Here is an 18,624-nt window from a genome sequence, read left to right on the forward strand (position 1 = left end):
CCGTGCTCCGCCATCCCCTCCTCTGGCGGAGTCCTTCTCTGCCGGGCCTCACGGCATCACCCCGCTCCCGCCGGTGTGCGCAGTCTGCTGGAGCTGCAGCGTCAGAACTGGCTGCACTCCACCTGCTCGATGGAGAGCCCCGCACGCGAGATCGCAGGGACGAGACGCTCGAGATACCAGGTAAAATCGACGATACCAGGGACCCCGTGCACGTCGCGCACGTTGATGGTGAGGCTGAGCAGCAGCCAGTCGTCGCTGGGATCCAGGAGGAGTCCTCCGCCGGAACCAGCCTCCTTGTGTACCAAGGAGACCCCCACGAGCTCGCCCACGTCCTCCTTGTGCTTGATCACGGCAAGGACATCCGACCAGCGATCGAGCCGCGCCCACTGCCAGTCGAAATCCCCTCGATCTCCGGCCGGCAAGTAGCTTATATGCCCATGATCATCGTAGGACCAACCAGCTTCGAGCAACGCGGCCACGACGTCCTGGAATTTCGACCTGAGTCCCGGAATGCGGATATCGATCGAGGCAGAGCGACTCATTCAAGCCTCAGTTGTTCATCTGGCGCGAGGACCGGCGGGGCAGGGGTGCCTACGTGTATCATGAATCCTCCCGTCATCCAGCACAGGAAGAATCCGAAGTTTGAGCAGGATCGCGGGGGCTCACCGATACAGCCTCATCGAGCGCTGAGCCAGCACGAGGTCGTCACAGACACCGAAGAACGGGTCGTGTTCCGGGGGTACGTCCAAGGCTCACCCGGCGCGGCATCCGCAGTCTAGATCGACCCTGGCGTCGCTTGACACGCTGGCGCATGAAACCGTCTCGCACTGCGTTTGGTCGTCCGGATCACACCCGAACGACGTCGCGTTCGCGTGCCGCCATCCCCTGGCCACGCATGCAGGTTCTCGACTAGAATCGATGATCCCCCGCTCGGGAGGAGCCATGCGCGGCGTGCCTCTTGCTGTATCCATCCTCCTCTCTGTCGCGGTCGCCGCGTGCGAGCCGACCGCGCCCCCCTCCGAGTCGCCGCCCGATCCGGCGGCCGTCCAGCCGCTGTCCGCGGCGGTGACCCCGGTGATCACCGCCGTCACCTGGCCCCCTTCCGCCTCGGTCGACCGGACCGCGCTCGCGGCGCTCCCGGAGACGGCGGCCCACGCCGCCAGGGCCTCGCGGGTCCCGGTGCTCGTGCCGTCGCGGCGCGAGCTCCTCGCGGCGCCGGTCCTCGTCGCGAGGGAGCACTGGACCTCGTTCTGGGCAAAGACGGAAGCGATCACCGTCTCGCTCACGATGACCCGCCTCGCGCACAAATATCCAAGCATTCCACCGTTTCGGGGGCCCCGCGCCGTGCGCGGGGGGCCGGCGTTCGTCACGGCGAACGAGGGTATCTGGAGCGCGTCGTGGATCGAGAACGGCGTCTCGTACGCGCTCGACGTCGAGTGCGCCTCCCCGGAGGCGCCGGCCTGCGCCTCGGACGCGCTCGTCCTCGAGCTCGCCTCGGAGCTCGTCTATGTGGGCGGCGACGAGCCCAGGGCCGCGGGAGACATGCGATGATCGCGCCGCTCCGCCCGCCGCGCCCCCGCCCCGCCGCGCTCGCCTCGCTGATCGCGACAGCCACGCTCGCGCTCGCGGTCGCGCTCCCGCCGCGCGCCGCCGCCGCCGATCCGTTCTCGTACCGTCCGGCCGGCGAGCTCCTTCCAGGCTCGGGAGAGGGGCGCGCCGACGACGTCGTGTATGCGCCCTCCATGCGCTTTCCGCTCGAGGAGGGCCCGGCGTTCGCCAACTCCCAGGTCTACGGCAAAGGCGGGAGCGCGGGCCCGGCCGGTGGACAGTGCGATACGGACAACTACGCCTATCCGTGGCACGACAACTACTGTGAGTCGCGCTCGTGGGAGATGCCTCTCTGCCCCTCCGGCACAGGGCACCAGGGGCAGGACATCCGGCCGGGGACGTGCGAGGCGGGAAGACACTGGGTCGTCGCGGTGGTCGATGGCACCATCACGAGCGTCGGCGGCTACTCTGTCTACCTGACCGGCGAGGACGGGACTCGCTACGACTACCTGCACATGTCGGATGTCCAGGTCTCGCCCGGCCAGGACGTCTCGCGGGGAGAGCGCATCGGGCGGGTGTCCAACGTCTACGGGAGCACGCCGACGACCATTCACCTGCACTTCAACGTGCGGCAGTCCGTGAGCGGCGTCGGCGTGGTCTACGTGCCGCCCTACACATCGCTCGTCGCCTCGTACGAGGCGCTGCTCAACGAGCCCCCCGAGGGCGCCCTCGAGGCCGCCGGCTGCAGCGGTATCGCCGGATGGACCCGCGACCCGGACGCGGAGAGCGCGCCGGGCGACGCGCGGCTCTACTTCGACGTCCCCGCGACCGAGGCGGGCGCCGAGGGCTACAGCTTCCCCGCGGACGTGCGCCGCGACGACCTCTGCGAGCCGCTCGGCTCGTGCGCGCACGGCTTCGAGGCGCCGATGCCGCTCAGCCTGCTCGGGGGCGACCACGCGGTCCACGCCTACGGCGTCGACGCGCTGAGCGGCGAGGAGGTGGAGCTCGAGGGGAGCCCGAGGTCCCTCGAGTGCCCGCTCGATCTGCCCTCCGGCGTGAGGCGACCGCTCGGCGGCGACGGCGCGCTGGACGCCTGGGGGTTCTCGCGGTTCTGGGACGTCGCCGTCGTGCCGGAGTCGGCGCTCCAGGCGCTGCCGGAGGGCGACGCGTTCCCCTCGTCGCCGCTGCTCGTGCGCGGCGACGACGGCGTGGCCTCCCTCTGGCTGATCGACGGCGCCGAGCGGCGGGCCGTGCCGGATGCCGAGGCGGCTGCCGCGTGGCACCTCGATCCGGGCGAGGCCGTCGTGTGGCCGGCAGCGAGGCTCGCCGCGTTGCCGCTCGGGCCGGCGCTGCGGCCGCGCCCGTTCCTGGTGCAGGGCGCCGGGCCGGCGCTCCACGTCATCGACGCGCCGCCGCTGCCGGGCGAAGGCGGCGGCGCGGGCGCCGGCGGGGCCGGCGGGGCCGGCGAGGCCGGCTCCGGGGGCGCTCCAGCCGCCGGAGAGGTGGAGGAGGGCGCGCCCGGCGCGAACATCGGCGTTCACGGGCAGCTGCGCTGCGAGTGCGGCGCAGCCGGCGCGGGCGCCGAGGGCTCCCCTGGGGCAGGCTGGCAGCTCGGGCTCTTCGCGATGGCGGCGCTCGGCGCGGCCCGCAGGCGGCGGCGCTCGGCGCGACGCGCAGGCGGCGGCGCGAAGGCCGGCCGCCTCAGCCTTCGTGGATCTTGATCCCGGGGATCGACCGGAGCGGGCTCGCGTCCTCGACCCGCGAGCCCTCGAGGTACACGTTCTTCAGGCTCTTGAGCTCGCGGAGCGGCGACACGTCGCTCACCCGCGTCCGCTTCATCTGGAGCATCTCGAGCTTCTTCAGGCCGGCGAGCGGGCTCACGTCGGTCACCTCGGTCTCGTCGAGCTGGAGCTCGGTGAGGCTGGTGAGGCCGGCGAGCGGCGAGAGGTCGGCGACCGGCGTCCGGCCGATGTCGAGCCGGTCGAGCTTGACCAGGCCGGAGAGCGGCGAGAGGTCCTTGACCAGGGTCGCCGAGACGCGCAGCGACTCCAGCCGGAGCAGGCCCTTGATCGGGCGGAGGTCGTCGATCTTGCCCGGCGGCAGGTAGAGCCCTTTGACGCCCGTGAGCTCGGGGAAGAGGCACGGATCGAGCTCGTCGAGCCCCTGGGCGTCCGACAGGTTCATGGTCTTGATGTTCTTGAGCTCGGCGCGCTTGATCGGCCCCTCGGGCTTCTGGAGCTGCTGCCGCACCTTGGCCTCGAGCGCCGGATGAGAGAAGGTCACCGGGTCGCTCTTGGTGCACTCCACTTCTTGCTTCTTCGGCGGCGCGCTGGCCGTGGCCGCGGGGCTCGCGGCAGGAGGCGCGTCGGCGGGCTTCGCAGCAGAAGGCGCGGCCGAGGCCGCTGCCGCAACGGGCTTCTGGGGCTCGTCGCAGCCGAGGAGGAGAAGGGCGACGCCAAGGGATGCAAGCACGAGAGGGCGAATCATCGCCGCGATGATACACGAGACGATGGAAGAAAGCCGCGTCTTCCAAAGGGCGCTGGCGCGCTACAGCGGCAACAGCAAAAGCCCTTGTCGCGAGTCGAGCTGCTCGGAGAACCAGTCCCGGTGGCGCCGCTCCACCGCGAGCGAGTGCCGGAGGACGTCGCGCGCGCGCTCGGAGAGGCCTTCGCGGAACGATATCATCCGCTCGTAAGCAGCGCAGCTGTCCTCCTCGTAATGCCTCATCGCCTCGAGGATCGCGCGATCTCCGACCATCCCGTTCGTCAGCGCCTTGCTCTTCAGCTTGGGTCGGACGGCGCTCTCCACCGGCGGCTCGCCGAGCTCGTGGGCCAGGGCGGCGAGCACCTCGAGGTGACGCTCGTGATCGTGAAGGAAGCTCGCGAGCCGGCTCTTGTCGCCTGGTCGGCTCATCCGCGAGAGCGCTGCTGCGAGCGCGTCCACCGTGGACCAGTTGAGCTCGATCAGTTCGGTCAAGGACCCGATGAACGCGGCTTCGCCGCCGATCACGGACGCCATGGAATATCGCTCCTCTCCTCGCGGAAGCGGACCGCCCGCGTGAAGAGGGAGGTGGGCGGGTGCTTCTCCAGGCCTTCGATGCTCGCAAGCCCGGTGCCGGAGCCCGCCTGTGCAGCCGCTATCCATCGCTGCGCGCGCGTCGTCCAGGAAACTTGCGGTTCTCCACGCTTGTCGCCCGCCGCCGCGCCCGAGACGGCCCGCTCCAGGGCCCGCGCCCGAGGGGATGCGAAGACTCAACCCAGATCGAGGCCGCGGTCGCGGCGCTGGGTCGAGCGCGCGCCGGACCAGGACGGAGCCGTGACGTGCCGGGGCGCGATCGGCGCATGCTCACGCCGCGCCAGGCAGCGAAGCGCGAGCACGTCCTGGACATGAGCGCATCTCCACCCGAAGCGCCCGAAGCGCAAAGGCGGCGTCGTCCAGGTCAGGATCAGGAGAGGAGAGATGGACTTCGGTCGAGAGCGCTCCGGCGGCGCGCTCGGCGGAGATGCCGCTACTTCTTGCCAAAAAGGCCGCCGAGCGAGCCTGCGAGGCCGCCGACGTCGAGGTTGGCGATGGCGGGGGCCGCCGCGCCGAGCGCGGTCTCGACGTGGGCGGCGAGCGGCGCGGGGAGCTTCTCTTTCAGGAAACCGACCACCGTCTCCACGGCCACGCGGGCCTTGTCTTCCGAGATGCCAACCTTCTCTGCGACCTGTCGTACCAGCTCGTCCATGGCCTCGACGCTCATCCTTTCTGCGCGAGCCGCGCATCCGGGGCGAGCATCCACGCGCCGATCGGCGCCGGCAAGGGAATTCGGCGCCGCGCGCCGCGCTCGACGACGTGGCCCCTCGCACCAGCGCACGGCGGCATGTGCTCTCGTGGTGAGCCGCGTCGTGGTGGGCCCCGCACGACAATCCCCCTGGTCAATTCGTAAAGGGTGTTGTTGAATCATGGGGCCTCCGCGTGGCCGGTGCGGGCGAGGAGCGAGAACGATGTCCGGGTCCTCCGGTCACGAACCTGCGCTCCTCGTCGAGCTCACCCGGACGGACGGTTTCCTCCACATGGCTGCTTGACTTGAAAGGAGCGAGGGTATGTCGAAATTCCGCTTGAGCCGGCGTGCTGTGCTGCGAGGCGCCGGCGCCATCGCCGTCGCGCTCCCGTGGCTGGAGATCATGGGACCCGAGCGCCCGGCGCACGCGCAGCCCGCCCCCGCCCGGCGCTTCCTCGCCGTCTACACGCCCGGCGGGACCTTGATCGACCGCTGGCGTCCGACCGGCACCGAGACGAGCTTCACCCTGGGCCCCATCCTGGCGCCGCTCGCGCCGGTGCAGGACCGGCTGCTCGTCGTCGACGGCCTCGACATGAAGAGCGCGCGCGGGGAGCAGCACCAGTGCGGGATCATCGCCTGGCTCACGGGCACGGATCAGATGACCACCTCGGCCGGCTACGCGAGGGGGCCGTCCATCGATCAGGTGATCGCCTCCCGGATCTCCGCCGGTCAGAAGGCGAAGGCGAGCGTACAGCTCGCGGTGCGCTGGGGGACGGGCAAGTCCCACGGCCGGATGTCGCCGATGAACATCGCCAACTTCGAGGACACCGCGCCGCACAGCCCCATCCAGCCGCGCCTCGATCCGGTGGAAATCTTCACGGAGCTCTTCGGCACGCTGGACCCCGGCGCCAGCAACGACGCCGCCCTCCGCCTCGCGCGGAAGCGATCGATCCTCGACTACCTCGACCGGCGCTACACCACCCTCTCCGCGCGGCTCGGCGCGGCCGACAAGCAGAAGCTCGAAGAGCACCTGACGAAGATCCGCGAGATCGAGCAGGGCCTCGGCAGCACGCCGGCCACGACGAGCGCTTGCCGGGCCCCGATGAGGGTCGACACGTCCGACTACGACCCGAGCGCGGGGCTCGACGCGGACGACCCCGGCGTCATCGTGGACAGCGCGACCGACGCGGCGATCCCCAAGGTGGGCAAGCTGATGACGGACATGCTGGTGATGGCGCTCGCCTGCGACATCACCGCGGTCGGCACCCTGCAGTGGAGCGACACCGAGGCGAAGTACACGTTGCCGTGGCTGAACCTGACCGAGCACCACCATTTCTACCAGGAAATGGGCGGCTTCAGGCCGGTCGAGTGCGAGCTCATCTACACCTGGTACTCGGCGCAGCACCTCTATCTCTTGCAGGAGATGGACAAGGTCGACATGGGCGGGCACTCGCTGCTCGACGAGAGCGTCGTCTTCTTCGGCTCCGAGATCGCGGATCCGCCGACCCACGCCAAGAAGGACATGCCGTTCCTGCTCGCCGGCGGCGGCGGGGGCCTGCGCACCGGGCGCTGGGTCCGGTACCCGAACCTCCCGCACAACGACCTGCTCGTCTCGATCTTGAACCTGTTCGGCGACACCCGGACCACGTTCGGCTCGCGTGAGCACTGCACCGGGCCGCTCACGAACCTCACGTAGGCATTTGCCGCGATGCCTGGCTGAAGGCGAGGTCCGCCGCCTGAATCGCAGCTCGCCGGAGGTGTTCTAGGTCTCCCGCTCGAGCGCGCGCACCAGCAGCGGCGCCACCGAGTGGAGGGCGCCGGGCGCGTCGACGAGCTGCTGGCTGCCAGGGTGCGAGTCGGTCCCGAGCAGCGTCGTGAACACGGAGGCCTTCCTGATCTTCTCGAGCGAGTCGCCCGGCAAGACGAGGTGGCTCGCGACGGCGTGGACCTTGGACGCGCCGGCGGCGAGGTAGGCGCGCCCCGCCTGGACGAGCGATGAGCCGGTGCGGACCATGTCATCGTAGATGACGACCTCGCGGCCCGAGACATCGGCGTTGATGCCGGTCACGCCGACGCCGTCGCCTCTCCGCTCCTTGTACACGAACGCCGGCTCGACGCCGAGGCCGCGGGCGAGGCTCTGCACCCATTTGGCCCGACCGGCGTCCGTCGCCGCCAGCACGTACGGGCGATCGCCCATCAGATCGCGGACCGCCTGCGTGATGAGCGGAGCGCCGTAGAGGTGGCGCGTCACGTGCGAGTCGCTGAAGTAGAACTCGATGCCATCGGTGTGCAGATCGAAGAGGAAGATGCGCGTGCCCGCGTCGCACGAGGGGATCGCCGAGATGAGCCGCGCCCGCGTCTTCGCGGTCACCACCTCGCCCGGCTTCACGGCCCTCTCCATGGTCGCGTAGCCGAAATAAGGCATCACGATGGAGAGCGACCGCGCGCCTGCGCGCGAGATGGCGCAGCCGAGGTCGTAGATCTCCAGCCAGTCGAGGTCCCGGGGGGCGCCGCCGAGCAGGACCACGTCGCGCCCCCAGCAGTCGACCGCGACGCGCAGGTAGCGCTCGCCGTCGGGGAAGCTCTTGCGCTCGACGAGGCCGCGCTCGAAGTCGCCCGCGGCCAGGAAGGCAGCTTCGAGGTAGCTGTACGAGCTGATCGTGATGAGCAGGCGCCGCTGGCTCATCGCGCACCTCGGCGGGTCGTCCGGGCCGGAGCGGCGGGCCCTCGGCGCGCGCCCCGGGCAGCCGGGGCCTTCGCTGCCCTCGCGGGCGGCGCGGCCTTCGCGAACGGCGCGGCCTTCCCTGCCTTCGCGAACGGCGCGGTCTTCGCTGGCCGCGCAGCCTTCCCTGCCCTCGCGGGCGGCGCGCCCACGCTGGCGAGGACGCTCTTCAGGTGGGACTCCGCGCCTGGCTCGCTGGGAAAATCGACGGGATCGGGGAGATCTTTCATCTGCACGACGTCGCATCCTGCTTCACGCGCGGCCTCGTGCAAATGACGCCGGAACCTGGCGCGCGCGATGCCGCGGTGGTTGGTGCAGGCGAGCAGCCTGCCGCCCGGGGCGAGCACGCGGAAGGCGAGCGCGGCGAGCGCGCCGAAATCGCTCGCAGCGCTGAAGCGGCTCTTCTTCGTGGTCGCGAAGCTCGGCGGATCGAGCACGACGAGGTCGAAGCGCCGGTCGGACTGGGCGGCGGCCTTCAGCCACGGGAACACGTCGGCCTCGACAACGACGTGCGCCGCCGGGTCCGCGCCGATCGCGGCGAGGTTGTCGCGCGCCCAGGCGACGACGCCCCGGGACACGTCGACCGTCACGCTCTCGCGCGCGCCGCCGGCCACGGCCGCCACGGTGAACGCCCCCGTGTAGGCGAACAGGTTCAGCACCCGGGCCCCCCGGGAAAGCTCCCGCACCCGCCGCCGGTTCTCGCGCTGGTCGAGGAAGATGCCGGTCGAGAGCCCGTCGCCGAGCCGCACCTTGAACGGCAAGCCGTGCTCGAGGACGGTGAACTCCTCCGGGGCGTCCTCCCCCCGGACGGCGTGCCGCGGCGCGAACTCCTCGCGCCGCGCGTCGACGATGACGCTCGCGTGCTTCGGGCGCGCCTTGAGGTAGACGCCCTTCGCCCCGAGCCGGTGGGCCGCGTCGAGCACGAGGTCCCGCGGCGGCGCGCCCGGCTCGCCCTCGCCCGCGCCGAACAGCGACACGACGAGGTGCTCGCCGTACAGATCGACGGAGACGGAGGGGAGGCCGTCACCCGCGCCATGGACGAGCCGGAGCGCCGTCGTGTCGCCGGCGCGCGCGATCCCGTACCGCCGCTCGGCGGCCTCGCGCATGGCGCGCTCGACGGCCGCGACGCCGCCCGCGTACGGATCCGCCGGCGCGGCCGCGAGCCACGCCTCGAAGACTGCAGGCAGCTGCGAGCGGAAGGTCGCGGCCGCGCCCGTGGCCGGGTGATCGAGGCGGAGCTCGGCGGCGTGCAGGAGCAGGCGCGGGGCCTCGGGGCCGCCGTAGAGCGGATCGCCGGCGATGGGGAGGCCGATCGCCGCGAGTTGCACCCGGAGCTGATGCGTGCGGCCTGTCTCGGGCCGGAGCTCGAGCAGGGCGCGGTCGCCGCGGCGCTCGAGGAGGCGGTAGCGGGTGATCGCCAGCACGCCGCTCGCGGCCCGATCCTCCCGCCTCGCGGACCGATCCTCCCGCTTCGCGGACCGATCCTCCCGCTTCGCGGACCGATCCTCCCGCTTCGCGGCCCGATCCTCTCGAGCCCCGCCGGTCTCGGCGAGCGCGCGCATCGCACCTCCCGGCGCCGGGACGAGGCGGTGCCGCAGGGTGCCGCGCGGCGGGCGATCGCCGAAGCCGGAGACCGCGGCGACGTACGTCTTCTGCACCGTGCGCCCCTCGAACTGCCGCGCGACGGCGGCGTTCGCCTCGCGCCGCCGCGTGAACAGGAGGACGCCCGACGTGTCGCGATCGAGCCGCTGGTGGATGCCGAGGTACGCCTCCGCGTCGCCCCGGCCGCGGAGGAAGGCGCGGAGGCGCGTCACCATGTCGTCGATCCGCTCCGCCTCCGGCGCGTGTGTGGACAGGCCAGCCGGCTTGTCGACGACGATGAGATCGCCGTCCTCGGCGAGGATCCACGCCGGATGGATGTCGGGAAAGAGCTCCGGGAGCGAGAGGCGCGGGGTCATCAGTTCTGCTTGACGTCGGTGCCGGGCGGCGCCGTGAACTGGAACTCCGCCGGCTCGATCGACGCGGGCTGCGACGCGTTCTCGAAGTCGAACCGGTTCCGGTTGCCCTGCGCGTCGACGATGAGGACGCGGCGCACGACGCCAGGGTCCTTCTTCGCGAGGAGCGCCTTGTCGATATAGAACATCACGACTTCGTAGTGGGGAGTCGGCGCGCGCGGCTTGCCGACGAGCACGGGGCCGCCCTCGAACTTCGCCTTCTCGTTGAAGGTGAACGTGAACGACGGGCGGAGCCCGTGGCCCATGAGGAACGAGAGGGCGCCCGGATACTCCGAGTTCTGCACCGGCGTGACGAACATCTGCCGGTCCTCGGCGACGTAGACCTTGAGCGACACGCCGTCGGAGACGATGCGGTTCTGGTTCGGCGGATCGTAGCGAAACGAGATCCTGTCCGGCTTCTGGACCGACAGCGCGCCGCTCTGCTTCTTGACGGCCCCCGAGACCTTCTGCGTGTGCTCCTGCTTGAAGCGGGCGACGTACGTCTTCTTGCCCACGAAGATCGCGTCGACCTCGGCCGCGACGGCGTCCGCGGATCCCGCCGCGGCGGGCGGCACCGCGGGCGGCGCCGCCGTGCCGGGCGCGGGCGCGGAGGTCGCCGCCGGCGCCTCGGCGCGCCCTCCGCCCGCGTCGCGCGCCGCCGCGTCGCCGACGGGCGTCCCCGCGTCGCGCGCCGCCGTCGCGGCGCCCGCGTCCTCGCGCTTCCGGCCCGCGTCCTCCGCCGGCGCGCCCGCGTCGGCCGGCACCGCCGCGTCCGTCGCCGCCGGAGCGCCCGCGCCGGGGGCCGCCGCGGGGGCGCTTGCCTGCGGCGGCGCGTCGGCCGGCTGCGGCGGCGCGTCGGCCGGCTCCGGCAGGGACTGCGCGGCGGAGGGCGAGGCGTCGGGCGCCGCGCCGGCGGGAGCGGGCGGCGCGTCGCAGGCCGCCACGACCAGGGCAACGGCCGGGACGAGGGCGACGAGGCGGAGGCGGTTCATCGAAGAGCTCGCTTTCAAGGAGAGTGCGTCGCGTGTTCTAGGACAGGTAGGGCCGAGGTGGTAGCGCCGACCTCCACCGCCCCGGTCCCTGCGCCGGCGGCATCGACCGCGATCTCGCGTCGTCGCGGGGGCGCTCGCGGCCGCCGTCGCTCGAAAAATGGGGCCGCGCCGAGGGCAGGGACGCCGACGCTCGCCGGAGCACGCCAAGGGACGCCGGAGGTCCCCACGGCGGCGGAACGGCGGCGGAACGACGGCGCGACGGCTGGCTGAGCGGCGGAACCCTGCCGGAACGGCGGAACGGCGGCGTGGGCACGCGCGGGCGACGAGATCGTCACGAGCACCCCGGGCGAGACCATGTCTTGACCCCTATTTCCACGTAGCCCAAACTCTCCGGCCGCATGCGCGTGGGCACTCCCTCCCTGATCGATGCGTCGTCGCTCATCCTGATCCTCGACGTCTCGCGCAAGCTCGCGGCGCCGTGCGATCTCACCGAGCTGCTCGAGCTCATCATCAAGACGGGGCGGGAGGTGATAGGCGCCGACCGCGGGAGCGTCTTCCTCTACGACGAGGAGGCCAAGGAGCTTTACTCCCGTGTCGCCACGGGCGAGGCCCAGATCCGCGTCAGCATCGACAAGGGCATCGCCGGGGAGTGCGCGCGCAAGCGCCAGACCATCCTCGTCGACGACTGCTATTCCGACCCGCGGTTCAATCAGGAGATCGACCGCCGGACGGGGTATCACACCAAATCCCTCATCACGGTGCCGCTCATCGGGCTCGACGACAAGCTCGTCGGCGTGCTCCAGATGCTGAATTCGAAGGCGGACCACTTCGGCCCGGACGAGCGCGACGTGGCGGAGCTGCTCGCGGCGCAGGCGGCCGTCGCCGTGCAGCGCACGCTCCTGCTCGAGGAGCGCATGATCAAGCTGAAGCTCGAGCACGATCTCACCATCGCGCGCGACATCCAGCAGAACATCCTCCTGCGGCGGCTGCCGCGCTGCCCCGGCTATTCGCTGTCGGCGTTCAGCAAGCCGGCGGACGACACGGGCGGCGACATCTACGACGTGATCCGCCTCGACGAGCGCGTGGACATGTCGCCGATGCTGCTGCTGCTCGCCGACGCGGCCGGCCACGGCATCGGCCCCGCCCTCAGCGTGACCCAGTTCCGCGCGATGCTCCGCATCGGCCTGCGCCTCTCGGCCGACATGGACGCGCTCATGCACCACGTGAACCAGCAGCTCCTCGAGGACCTGCCGAACGACCGCTTCATCACGGCGTTCCTCGGCATCCTCGACCCGACGACGCACCAGCTCCGCTTCCACGCCGCCGGGCAGGGGCCGCTGCTCCACTACCGGGCGGCCGAGGGCCAGGTCGTGTGGCGCGATCCGTCGACCGTCCCGCTCGGCATGTTCAAGGATCTCGAGCTGCCCCCGACGCCGCCCCTCGTGATGGCGCCGGGCGATCTCCTCGTCCTGCTGACCGACGGCTTCTACGAGTACCAGGACGCCGCCGGGCAGGTGTTCGGCAAGGAGCGCGTCGGCGAGCTCATCCACCGCCTGCACGCGCGCCCCACGTCCGACATCCTCGGCGCGCTCCTCGCCGAGGTGCGCCGCTTCGCCGGCTCGGCCAAGCAGATCGACGACCTCACCGCGCTGCTCGTGAAGCGGGATTCCTAGCGCGAACCCGCGCGGGACCGCCCCATCGCGAACCTCGACTCGCTCCGCTTCGGCCGGCCGGAGCACCCGCGCACGCCGCAGCTCCTGCGCGGCGTCGTCGCGGGGCTCACCTCGTCGTCGGTCGAGATGGCGGGCCGGAGCGGCAGCGGCCTCGACCTCGTGGCGAGGGCATCGACGTCGAGCTCCGCGCCCTGCGCGCGGCGCCTTCGCCTATACTTGCAGCATGAAGCGCTGGATCCCGCTCGGGCTCATCGCCGCCGGCGCCGTCCTCGGCGCGGCGGCGCTGCTGCTGTCGCCCTCCGAGGAGGAACGGATCCGCGACCGGCTCACCCAGCTCGAGAACGCGGTGCGCATCGACGACGGCGAGCGGAATCCGCTGGTGCGCCACGGCCGCATTCGCGGTGAGTTCGCCGAGATCTTCGCGAAGGAGGCGAGCGCCCGCATCGCCGAGATCGGCGACAGCCTCCGCGGCCGCGACGAGCTCGCGAACGCGGCGACCCAGGCAGCCGTCGTCTATCAGACCGCGGAGGTGAGCCTGGGTGGTACGGAGATCCAGATCGATCCGGCCGGCATGACGGCGGAGGTGACCGCCACCGCGACGGTCACCGGCGCCCGGCATGGGCATGAGGTCCGGCGCGACGAGCTGCCCGTGGTGCTGCGGCTCGAGAAGATCGACGGCGAGTGGAAGATCGTCTCTGCCACCGTCCACCCCAGGCACACCCCCGGCGACGACGGCCGCTGACAACCGCGCTCAAGCCCGAGACGCAGCCAACAGCGAGCTTCGCGGCGTCGAGGGCACGCCAGGGAAGCGCTCATGCGCACCAAAAAGAAAGGCCGGTCGGGAAGAACCCGCCGGCCTGAGGCCCGCTTTCGCGGACCCACCGGGACCGCACAGGGGCGCCGGTGGAGGGGAGTCCACCGGAGTCCTGGAGAGGCCCGCGATCAGAAGAGATCAGAAGTCAGAAGAGAGAAGCCAGGAAAGCGATACGAAGCGTAATCAAGTAAAGAGCGAAGATAAAGCGAAGACGGGCGGAAGACTAAGACAATCCGAGAAGCCAGTCAAACTGAAAGATGAAGCTGAAGCGAAGTGAAAAGCGCGAAGCGGAACCGAACGAGCAAGCTCAAGCAAAGCAGGGGAGAAGCTGAAGCGAAGCGGGAAGCGGGGTCAACATCGAGAGCGGCACAACAGATAAGAAAAGCTCAGACCGAGGTCTGACAAGCTGGTCATGCTAAGCCAACTCAATTGGCGACGCGCATCGCGCGTGCCTCGGCCATCCCTCCTTAATCGCCTCGTAAGGCGTCTGTCGTCACGTGAACCGAAGCTGTCCGCCGGCGCCCGGCGACAAGTCAATCAAGGAGCCCGGTACCGCAAGAGCCATGGCATTCGGGTGACGGCGGGGTCGCGATCGCTCGGCTAGCGCCGCCGATCACCTCGCTTGGCGTCCCCCCCGAAGACCGGGGCTGCATTGCGAAGGTCATGCCAGGGGTCCCCCCTTCGAGTCCACATGAAACAGGACGACGAGCAGGGGCGACATCTGGTGGATACATAGAGCAACCGGCGGGCCAACGGCGAAGGGGCCGCGGTCCTGGCGCCCAGCAGCCAAATTTGCCGCTGAAACCCTCCCTCCAAGGCGCGCGCGCGACCTCGGAGGCCAGCACCGGTCATACATTTCCGCAGGGACTGGTCCGATCCAGGGATGGGTTCAGATCCAGAACGCAAAGCTTACCTGGACATGAATATGTTCATCCTCGATCCGCTGGACGCCCCGCATTGCACCGTGGAAGCGAAGAAGTGCACCAGGGCAGGACGACTGCCATCGACGCTTTGCGTCGTATCTCGACGGCGTGCTCCCCGCCAAAGGCGCAGCGCGCTACGCGGCGCAGCCCGCAGTACGCAGCGCGGCGCGCAGCTCACCGCACATGGGCGCAGCGCGCGGCACATGGCGCAGCTCGCGGCGCACAGGGCGCAGCTCGCGGCCGACAGCGCAGCTCGCGGCGCACAGCGCAGCTCGCTGGACTACCTGCAGCCGGCCTCGATCAGCGGCTCGACCACCCGGGCGATGTTCTCTTGGGGCTCGGAGAACCTGTGGCGTTCGAGCCTCCGCAACGCGCCCAGGAACCTCGGCCAGCTGCCACCGCAGGTCGCGAGCAGCGCCCGGAGCTCCGGAGTCCCCGAGTTGTAGACACGGAACTGCACGAGCGACGCGTTGTTGATCGGACGCCGCGCCCCGATGTCGGCCTTGAGCCGGGCGAGCACCGCGTCCTTCTCCGCCCGCTTCTGGGCGTCGGGCGCCGGGGACGCATACAGCCGATTGAGGTGGACGTAGGCCGCGTGCAGCGCGCGCGTCCGCACCTCGCTCCTCTCCATCTCCCTCATGTAGGCCGTCTTCTCCGCGGAGAAGGGGCCCACCCGCTCGTCCAGGTAATGCTTGGTGAGCTCGTCCCCGACGAAGCTCGCGAGGCTCTCGTTCAACCTCGTCTGCCCCTTCACGTACAGCGTCGCGTGCAGCGACTCGTGGAGCACCACGTTGGCGAGGTCGCCGAGCGCCTCGTCCCCGTCCGAGATCATCGTGGACAGGACCGGATCCTCGAGCCATCCGAGCGTCGAGTAGGCGCCCGCCGGACGCACGTCGACGTCCCAGCCGGCCGCCTTGAGCGGCGCCGCGAACGCCTTGGCATCCTTGAGATGGAACCACCCCATGTAGGGGACCGTACCCACGATAGGAAAACTCCATGTCTTCGAGCGGAACCGCAGCGGCTCACACGCGCTCACCACCCAGACCGCGGCTGGGCGATCGAGCTCGACATACGTCCTGTAATTGCCGGTCGGGGTCAGCCCGTGGCGCTCCCCGAAGCGCTTGATGTGCGGGACCTCGCGCAGCAGCGCGCGCGTCCGCCACGGCTTGCGGGCGTCGAAGGCGGCGTCCTCGAGCGACTCGGCGCGCCAGGCCATCGAGAGCTGGCCGACGCCCGCCTGCGCGATGTAGCGGACCTGGGTACACGATACGAGCAGGAGACAGAGCGCGACGAGCCCCGCGGCGGCGCAGACCAGGCGCGCCGCGGAGCGAGGGCGCGACACGGACCACGAGGGCGCGGCGCCGCGACGGGCGCTGGCCGCAAGCCTTTCGCTCATCCTTAGCTGATAGCTGGCCGCGCGGGCTTAACAAGCTCTTCCGCGCGATCGACGCGCGCGACGCGCGCCCCACCGGCACGCGCGGGGCGCGCCCGACAGATCAGGACGGCAGCGCCGCCCCCCACGAACTGAGCTGCACGGCCGGGACGATGGGGGCGCGTTCCCGCAACGAGGGCTCCTCCGTGGCATAGAGGGGCTCGCGTGCGAGGGGGTAGTCGCGTGGAGCCCCGTTCGCCAGCACCATCTGGATGGCGCCGAGGTGCCCGCTGCGGAACGCGGCGGCCGCGCACGCGAGATAGAACTCCCACGTCCTCATGAAGGCGCCGTCGAAGCCGGTGACCCGCTCGATCTTCTCCCTGTTCTCCAGGAAGTTACGGCGCCAGCAGCGCGCCGTGAGCGCGGAGTGGCGCCGCAGGTTCTCCGCGTCGAGCACGTCGAGGCCGCGCGCCGAGGCGCGCGTCGCCATCCCCTGGAGCGAAGGAGGCCAGTACCCCGGGAAGATGTGCTTTTGCAGGAAGGGGTCAGTCCGCGACGACTCCTGCTCTCTCGTGACGCTCTCGAGCAGGCACACGCCGCCCGGGGCGAGCAGCGCCTTCACCCTGTCATAGAACACCTCGATACGGCGCTCGCCGGCATGGCACATCGAGCCCAGAGAGACGAGCCGATCCCACCGCGGCTCGTCCTCGAGCTCGTCGCAGCTCATCACGCGGACCTCGACCGGGAGCCGCCGCGCCGCCGCCTGCTCGCGGATGTACCTCGCCTGGTTCTCGCAGAGGGTGATACCGAGGCACTGCACCCCGTACGCCTCCGCGGCGTGGAACATGAGGTGCCCCCATCCGCAGCCGAGATCCACGAGCCGTTGCCCGCGCCGGAGCGCGAGCTTCCGCGCGACGAGGGAGATCTTGTGGGCCTGGGCGTCGTCGAGCGTCTCGCCCGGAGAGCTGAAGTAGCCGCACGACGTCTGGAGGCGCCTGTCCAGGTAAAGAGGGTAAAAGTCGTTGCCTAGCCCATAGTGACGCTCGACGGCGAGCCTCTCGCGCTTCGCCGCCCCGGAGAGCAGCCCGAGCCGGAGCGCGTCGAGCACGCCCGAGAGGCCGCGGTCGAACGACGACGACGCGGGCACGAGGCGCGGCAGGCGCGCCTCCACGGACCGAGCGAGCTGGAAGAGGCCCGCGAGCGAGTCCTCGAGATCTCCCTCGAACGTGACCTCGCGCCGGACATACGCCTCACCGAGGCCGAGCGTGCCCCGGAGCGCCGTCTCGCAGAGCGACCGACGCGTCCTGAACGTCACGGCGAACTCGGGCGCGCCCGCGCCGAAGCGCAGCCGTTCGCCCCCCCAGAAGCGCAGCTCGAACGGGGTCTCGCCGTGGCGCTCCAGCAGGCGCGACGCCGCTTCCTTGAACCGACGAGACCACGGCGCCATTTCGCCCTTCCTGACGATGAACATCGGACCCCCTCCGCGGCCCCCCGGCCGCCCGACGAGCTGACCCGAGCTGGGCTTTCCCGTCAAGCAACATGTCATCCATGCAAACGACATCACAGCGAGTCACGGAACGCCCACAGCGGCCGGATGACACCCCGGACACGCGCTGTCGTCAGGGACAGGAGGAACGCAGTGGCTGGCTCGCTCATAACACCGTAGTGGTGTTCGGGAGAGTCCTGACAGCATGCTCACATGTCCGGGATGTTTCATGTTCCAGGCGAAGGAGGGAAATCGGGAAGATGACTCGAATTTCTCCCTACCTTCCTGGTCGTGTTCCTCGTCGCGTGACCTACCCATCCCCTGTGTGCGCTGCGCCCCTCGCGCCCGGTACGCGCCTGTGCTCCCTCGCGCCCGGTACGCGCCTGTGCTCCCTCGCGGCCGGGGCGCGGTCCGTGGTACGCACGCCGGCCCGTGACCACGCCCAGCGATCCTCCCGCCGCCCCGCGAGACCCTCCGCCGCCCGGGCGGCGCGCAGGCAAGGCCGGCAGCGGTGAGCTCGTGTTCGCGCGAGTCGGAGCGCGCACCGTGCTCGAGAAGGCGCTCGCCAGGAGCCCGCTCAAGCTGCTCGCTCCGAAGAACCACGGGCAGGCAGCGTGGGTGTTCGTCGCGAGCTTCGGCGGCGGCCTCGTCGGCGGCGACGAGCTCCACCTCCACGCGCGCGTCGGTCGCGGGGCCGCCGCGCTGCTCAGCACCCAGGCCTCGACCAAGGTCTACCGCTCGCCCCTCGGCAGCCGCCAGCGCCTCGAGGCCGAGGTTCAAGCAGGCGGGCTCCTCGTCTCGGTCCCCGATCCGGTCGTCTGCTTCGCGGGCTCGCGGTACGAGCAGGACGTCGACGTCGCGCTCGCCGACGACGCGTCGCTCGTGCTCGTCGACGCGCTGTCCTCGGGCCGGAGCGCGCGGGGCGAGCGCTGGGCGTTCGACCGGTACGCGTCGCGCATCCGGGTGAGCCGCGGCGGGCGGGCCGTGCTGCTCGACGCGACGCGGCTCGATCCCGCGCACGGCGCGCTGCCCGAGCGCATGGGGCGCTTCGACGCGCTCGCGACGCTCGTCGCGCTCGGCCCGCGCGCCGCGAGCGCGGCGGAGGCGCTGCTCGCGGCGCGGCCGCCGCCCGAGCGGCGCGCCGAGCTCGTCGCGTCGGCCAGCCCGCTCCGGGGCGGCGGCGCCGTCGTGCGCGTCGCGGGCACGAGCGTCGAGCGCGTGGCCGGCTTCCTCCGCGGCGCGCTCGGCTTCCTCGCGGGTGAGCTCGGTGATGATCCGTTCGCACGAAAGTGGTAGCGTCGCGCCGCGCCGGCAAAGCCGCGGCGTCGCCGCGCCGG

At 71.1% G+C, this 18,624-nt stretch carries 15 protein-coding genes; 6 read left to right on the forward strand and 9 right to left on the reverse strand.

The features are described 5' to 3' along the window. Positions 1-101: 101 nt before the first annotated feature. On the reverse strand, positions 102-542 hold the full coding sequence (locus tag WMF11_RS36015) for a hypothetical protein (RefSeq protein WP_437973947.1): 441 nt from the start codon (positions 540-542) through the stop codon (positions 102-104). Positions 543-942: 400 nt separating this feature from the next. Between WMF11_RS36015 and WMF11_RS36020 the strand changes: the two genes are divergently transcribed. Next, positions 943-1,551 carry a hypothetical protein gene (locus tag WMF11_RS36020; RefSeq protein ID WP_437973948.1) on the forward strand — a complete coding sequence of 203 codons (609 nt, stop codon included), beginning with the start codon at positions 943-945 and terminating at the stop codon, positions 1,549-1,551. After that, on the forward strand, positions 1,548-3,269 hold the full coding sequence (locus WMF11_RS36025; protein WP_437973949.1) for a M23 family metallopeptidase: 1,722 nt from the start codon (positions 1,548-1,550) through the stop codon (positions 3,267-3,269). The genes WMF11_RS36020 and WMF11_RS36025 overlap by 4 nt, the downstream gene beginning before the upstream one ends. Here the strand turns inward: WMF11_RS36025 and WMF11_RS36030 are convergent. The 3 genes from WMF11_RS36030 to WMF11_RS36040 form a co-directional block, all read right to left on the reverse strand. Continuing rightward, entirely contained in the window at positions 3,250-4,020 is a 771-nt protein-coding gene (locus WMF11_RS36030; RefSeq protein ID WP_437973950.1) for a leucine-rich repeat domain-containing protein, read from the reverse strand. The genes WMF11_RS36025 and WMF11_RS36030 overlap by 20 nt on opposite strands. Before the next feature lie 75 nt (positions 4,021-4,095). Then, positions 4,096-4,566, reverse strand: coding sequence for a ferritin-like domain-containing protein (locus WMF11_RS36035; protein WP_437324392.1), 471 nt, complete (start codon positions 4,564-4,566; stop codon positions 4,096-4,098). Positions 4,567-5,056: 490 nt separating this feature from the next. After that, entirely contained in the window at positions 5,057-5,275 is a 219-nt protein-coding gene (locus WMF11_RS36040) for a hypothetical protein (RefSeq protein ID WP_437543984.1), read from the reverse strand. Between the two features lie 358 nt (positions 5,276-5,633). Between WMF11_RS36040 and WMF11_RS36045 the strand changes: the two genes are divergently transcribed. Beyond that, positions 5,634-7,007, forward strand: coding sequence for a DUF1552 domain-containing protein (locus tag WMF11_RS36045; RefSeq protein ID WP_437973951.1), 1,374 nt, complete (start codon positions 5,634-5,636; stop codon positions 7,005-7,007). Between the two features lie 66 nt (positions 7,008-7,073). Here the strand turns inward: WMF11_RS36045 and prs are convergent, their stop codons facing one another. The 3 genes from prs to WMF11_RS36060 are packed head-to-tail and all read right to left on the reverse strand — an operon-like array spanning position 7,074 to position 11,019. Beyond that, positions 7,074-7,997, reverse strand: a complete 924-nt coding sequence (prs, locus tag WMF11_RS36050; protein ID WP_437543986.1) for a ribose-phosphate diphosphokinase — start codon at positions 7,995-7,997, stop codon at positions 7,074-7,076. After that, on the reverse strand, positions 7,994-9,991 hold the full coding sequence (locus WMF11_RS36055; protein ID WP_437973952.1) for a class I SAM-dependent methyltransferase: 1,998 nt from the start codon (positions 9,989-9,991) through the stop codon (positions 7,994-7,996). Before WMF11_RS36055 ends, prs begins: the two co-directional genes overlap by 4 nt. Next, positions 9,991-11,019 (reverse strand): LolA family protein, encoded by a 1,029-nt coding sequence (locus WMF11_RS36060; protein ID WP_437973953.1) that lies wholly within the window; start codon positions 11,017-11,019, stop codon positions 9,991-9,993. Before WMF11_RS36060 ends, WMF11_RS36055 begins: the two co-directional genes overlap by 1 nt. Before the next feature lie 398 nt (positions 11,020-11,417). On the opposite strand from WMF11_RS36060, the gene WMF11_RS36065 reads away from it, so the two are divergent. Next, positions 11,418-12,692, forward strand: coding sequence for a SpoIIE family protein phosphatase (locus WMF11_RS36065; protein ID WP_437973954.1), 1,275 nt, complete (start codon positions 11,418-11,420; stop codon positions 12,690-12,692). Between the two features lie 223 nt (positions 12,693-12,915). After that, on the forward strand, positions 12,916-13,434 hold the full coding sequence (locus WMF11_RS36070) for a nuclear transport factor 2 family protein (RefSeq protein WP_437543993.1): 519 nt from the start codon (positions 12,916-12,918) through the stop codon (positions 13,432-13,434). Positions 13,435-14,709: 1,275 nt separating this feature from the next. On the opposite strand, the gene WMF11_RS36075 is transcribed toward WMF11_RS36070, so the two are convergent. Together WMF11_RS36075 and WMF11_RS36080 are read right to left on the reverse strand one after the other, a co-directional pair. Next, complete coding sequence (locus WMF11_RS36075) at positions 14,710-15,825, reverse strand: aminopeptidase (protein ID WP_437973955.1); 1,116 nt, start codon at positions 15,823-15,825, stop codon at positions 14,710-14,712. Between the two features lie 100 nt (positions 15,826-15,925). Then, a complete protein-coding gene (locus tag WMF11_RS36080; protein ID WP_437903756.1) occupies positions 15,926-17,272 on the reverse strand; it encodes a class I SAM-dependent methyltransferase in 1,347 nt (448 codons plus the stop codon). 447 nt (positions 17,273-17,719) lie between these two features. Between WMF11_RS36080 and WMF11_RS36085 the strand changes: the two genes are divergently transcribed. After that, a complete protein-coding gene (locus WMF11_RS36085) occupies positions 17,720-18,583 on the forward strand; it encodes an urease accessory protein UreD (protein ID WP_437973956.1) in 864 nt (287 codons plus the stop codon). The last annotated feature ends 41 nt before the right edge of the window (positions 18,584-18,624 follow it).

Source organism: Sorangium sp. So ce295, from assembly GCF_051527405.1.
GTDB classification, from domain to species: domain Bacteria; phylum Myxococcota_A; class Polyangia; order Polyangiales; family Polyangiaceae; genus Sorangium; species Sorangium cellulosum_B.

Bases quoted from the DNA above. Each gene is read 5' to 3' on its own strand.
- WMF11_RS36015 (WP_437973947.1), bottom strand. From the start codon at position 542: ATGAGTCGCTCTGCCTCGATCGATATCCGCATTCCGGGACTCAGGTCG.
- WMF11_RS36020 (WP_437973948.1), top strand. From the start codon at position 943: ATGCGCGGCGTGCCTCTTGCTGTATCCATCCTCCTCTCTGTCGCGGTC.
- WMF11_RS36025 (WP_437973949.1), top strand. From the start codon at position 1,548: ATGATCGCGCCGCTCCGCCCGCCGCGCCCCCGCCCCGCCGCGCTCGCC.
- WMF11_RS36035 (WP_437324392.1), bottom strand. From the start codon at position 4,566: ATGGCGTCCGTGATCGGCGGCGAAGCCGCGTTCATCGGGTCCTTGACC.
- WMF11_RS36040 (WP_437543984.1), bottom strand. From the start codon at position 5,275: ATGGACGAGCTGGTACGACAGGTCGCAGAGAAGGTTGGCATCTCGGAA.
- WMF11_RS36045 (WP_437973951.1), top strand. From the start codon at position 5,634: ATGTCGAAATTCCGCTTGAGCCGGCGTGCTGTGCTGCGAGGCGCCGGC.
- prs (WP_437543986.1), bottom strand. From the start codon at position 7,997: ATGAGCCAGCGGCGCCTGCTCATCACGATCAGCTCGTACAGCTACCTC.
- WMF11_RS36055 (WP_437973952.1), bottom strand. From the start codon at position 9,991: ATGACCCCGCGCCTCTCGCTCCCGGAGCTCTTTCCCGACATCCATCCG.
- WMF11_RS36060 (WP_437973953.1), bottom strand. From the start codon at position 11,019: ATGAACCGCCTCCGCCTCGTCGCCCTCGTCCCGGCCGTTGCCCTGGTC.
- WMF11_RS36065 (WP_437973954.1), top strand. From the start codon at position 11,418: ATGCGCGTGGGCACTCCCTCCCTGATCGATGCGTCGTCGCTCATCCTG.
- WMF11_RS36070 (WP_437543993.1), top strand. From the start codon at position 12,916: ATGAAGCGCTGGATCCCGCTCGGGCTCATCGCCGCCGGCGCCGTCCTC.
- WMF11_RS36075 (WP_437973955.1), bottom strand. From the start codon at position 15,825: ATGAGCGAAAGGCTTGCGGCCAGCGCCCGTCGCGGCGCCGCGCCCTCG.
- WMF11_RS36080 (WP_437903756.1), bottom strand. From the start codon at position 17,272: ATGTTCATCGTCAGGAAGGGCGAAATGGCGCCGTGGTCTCGTCGGTTC.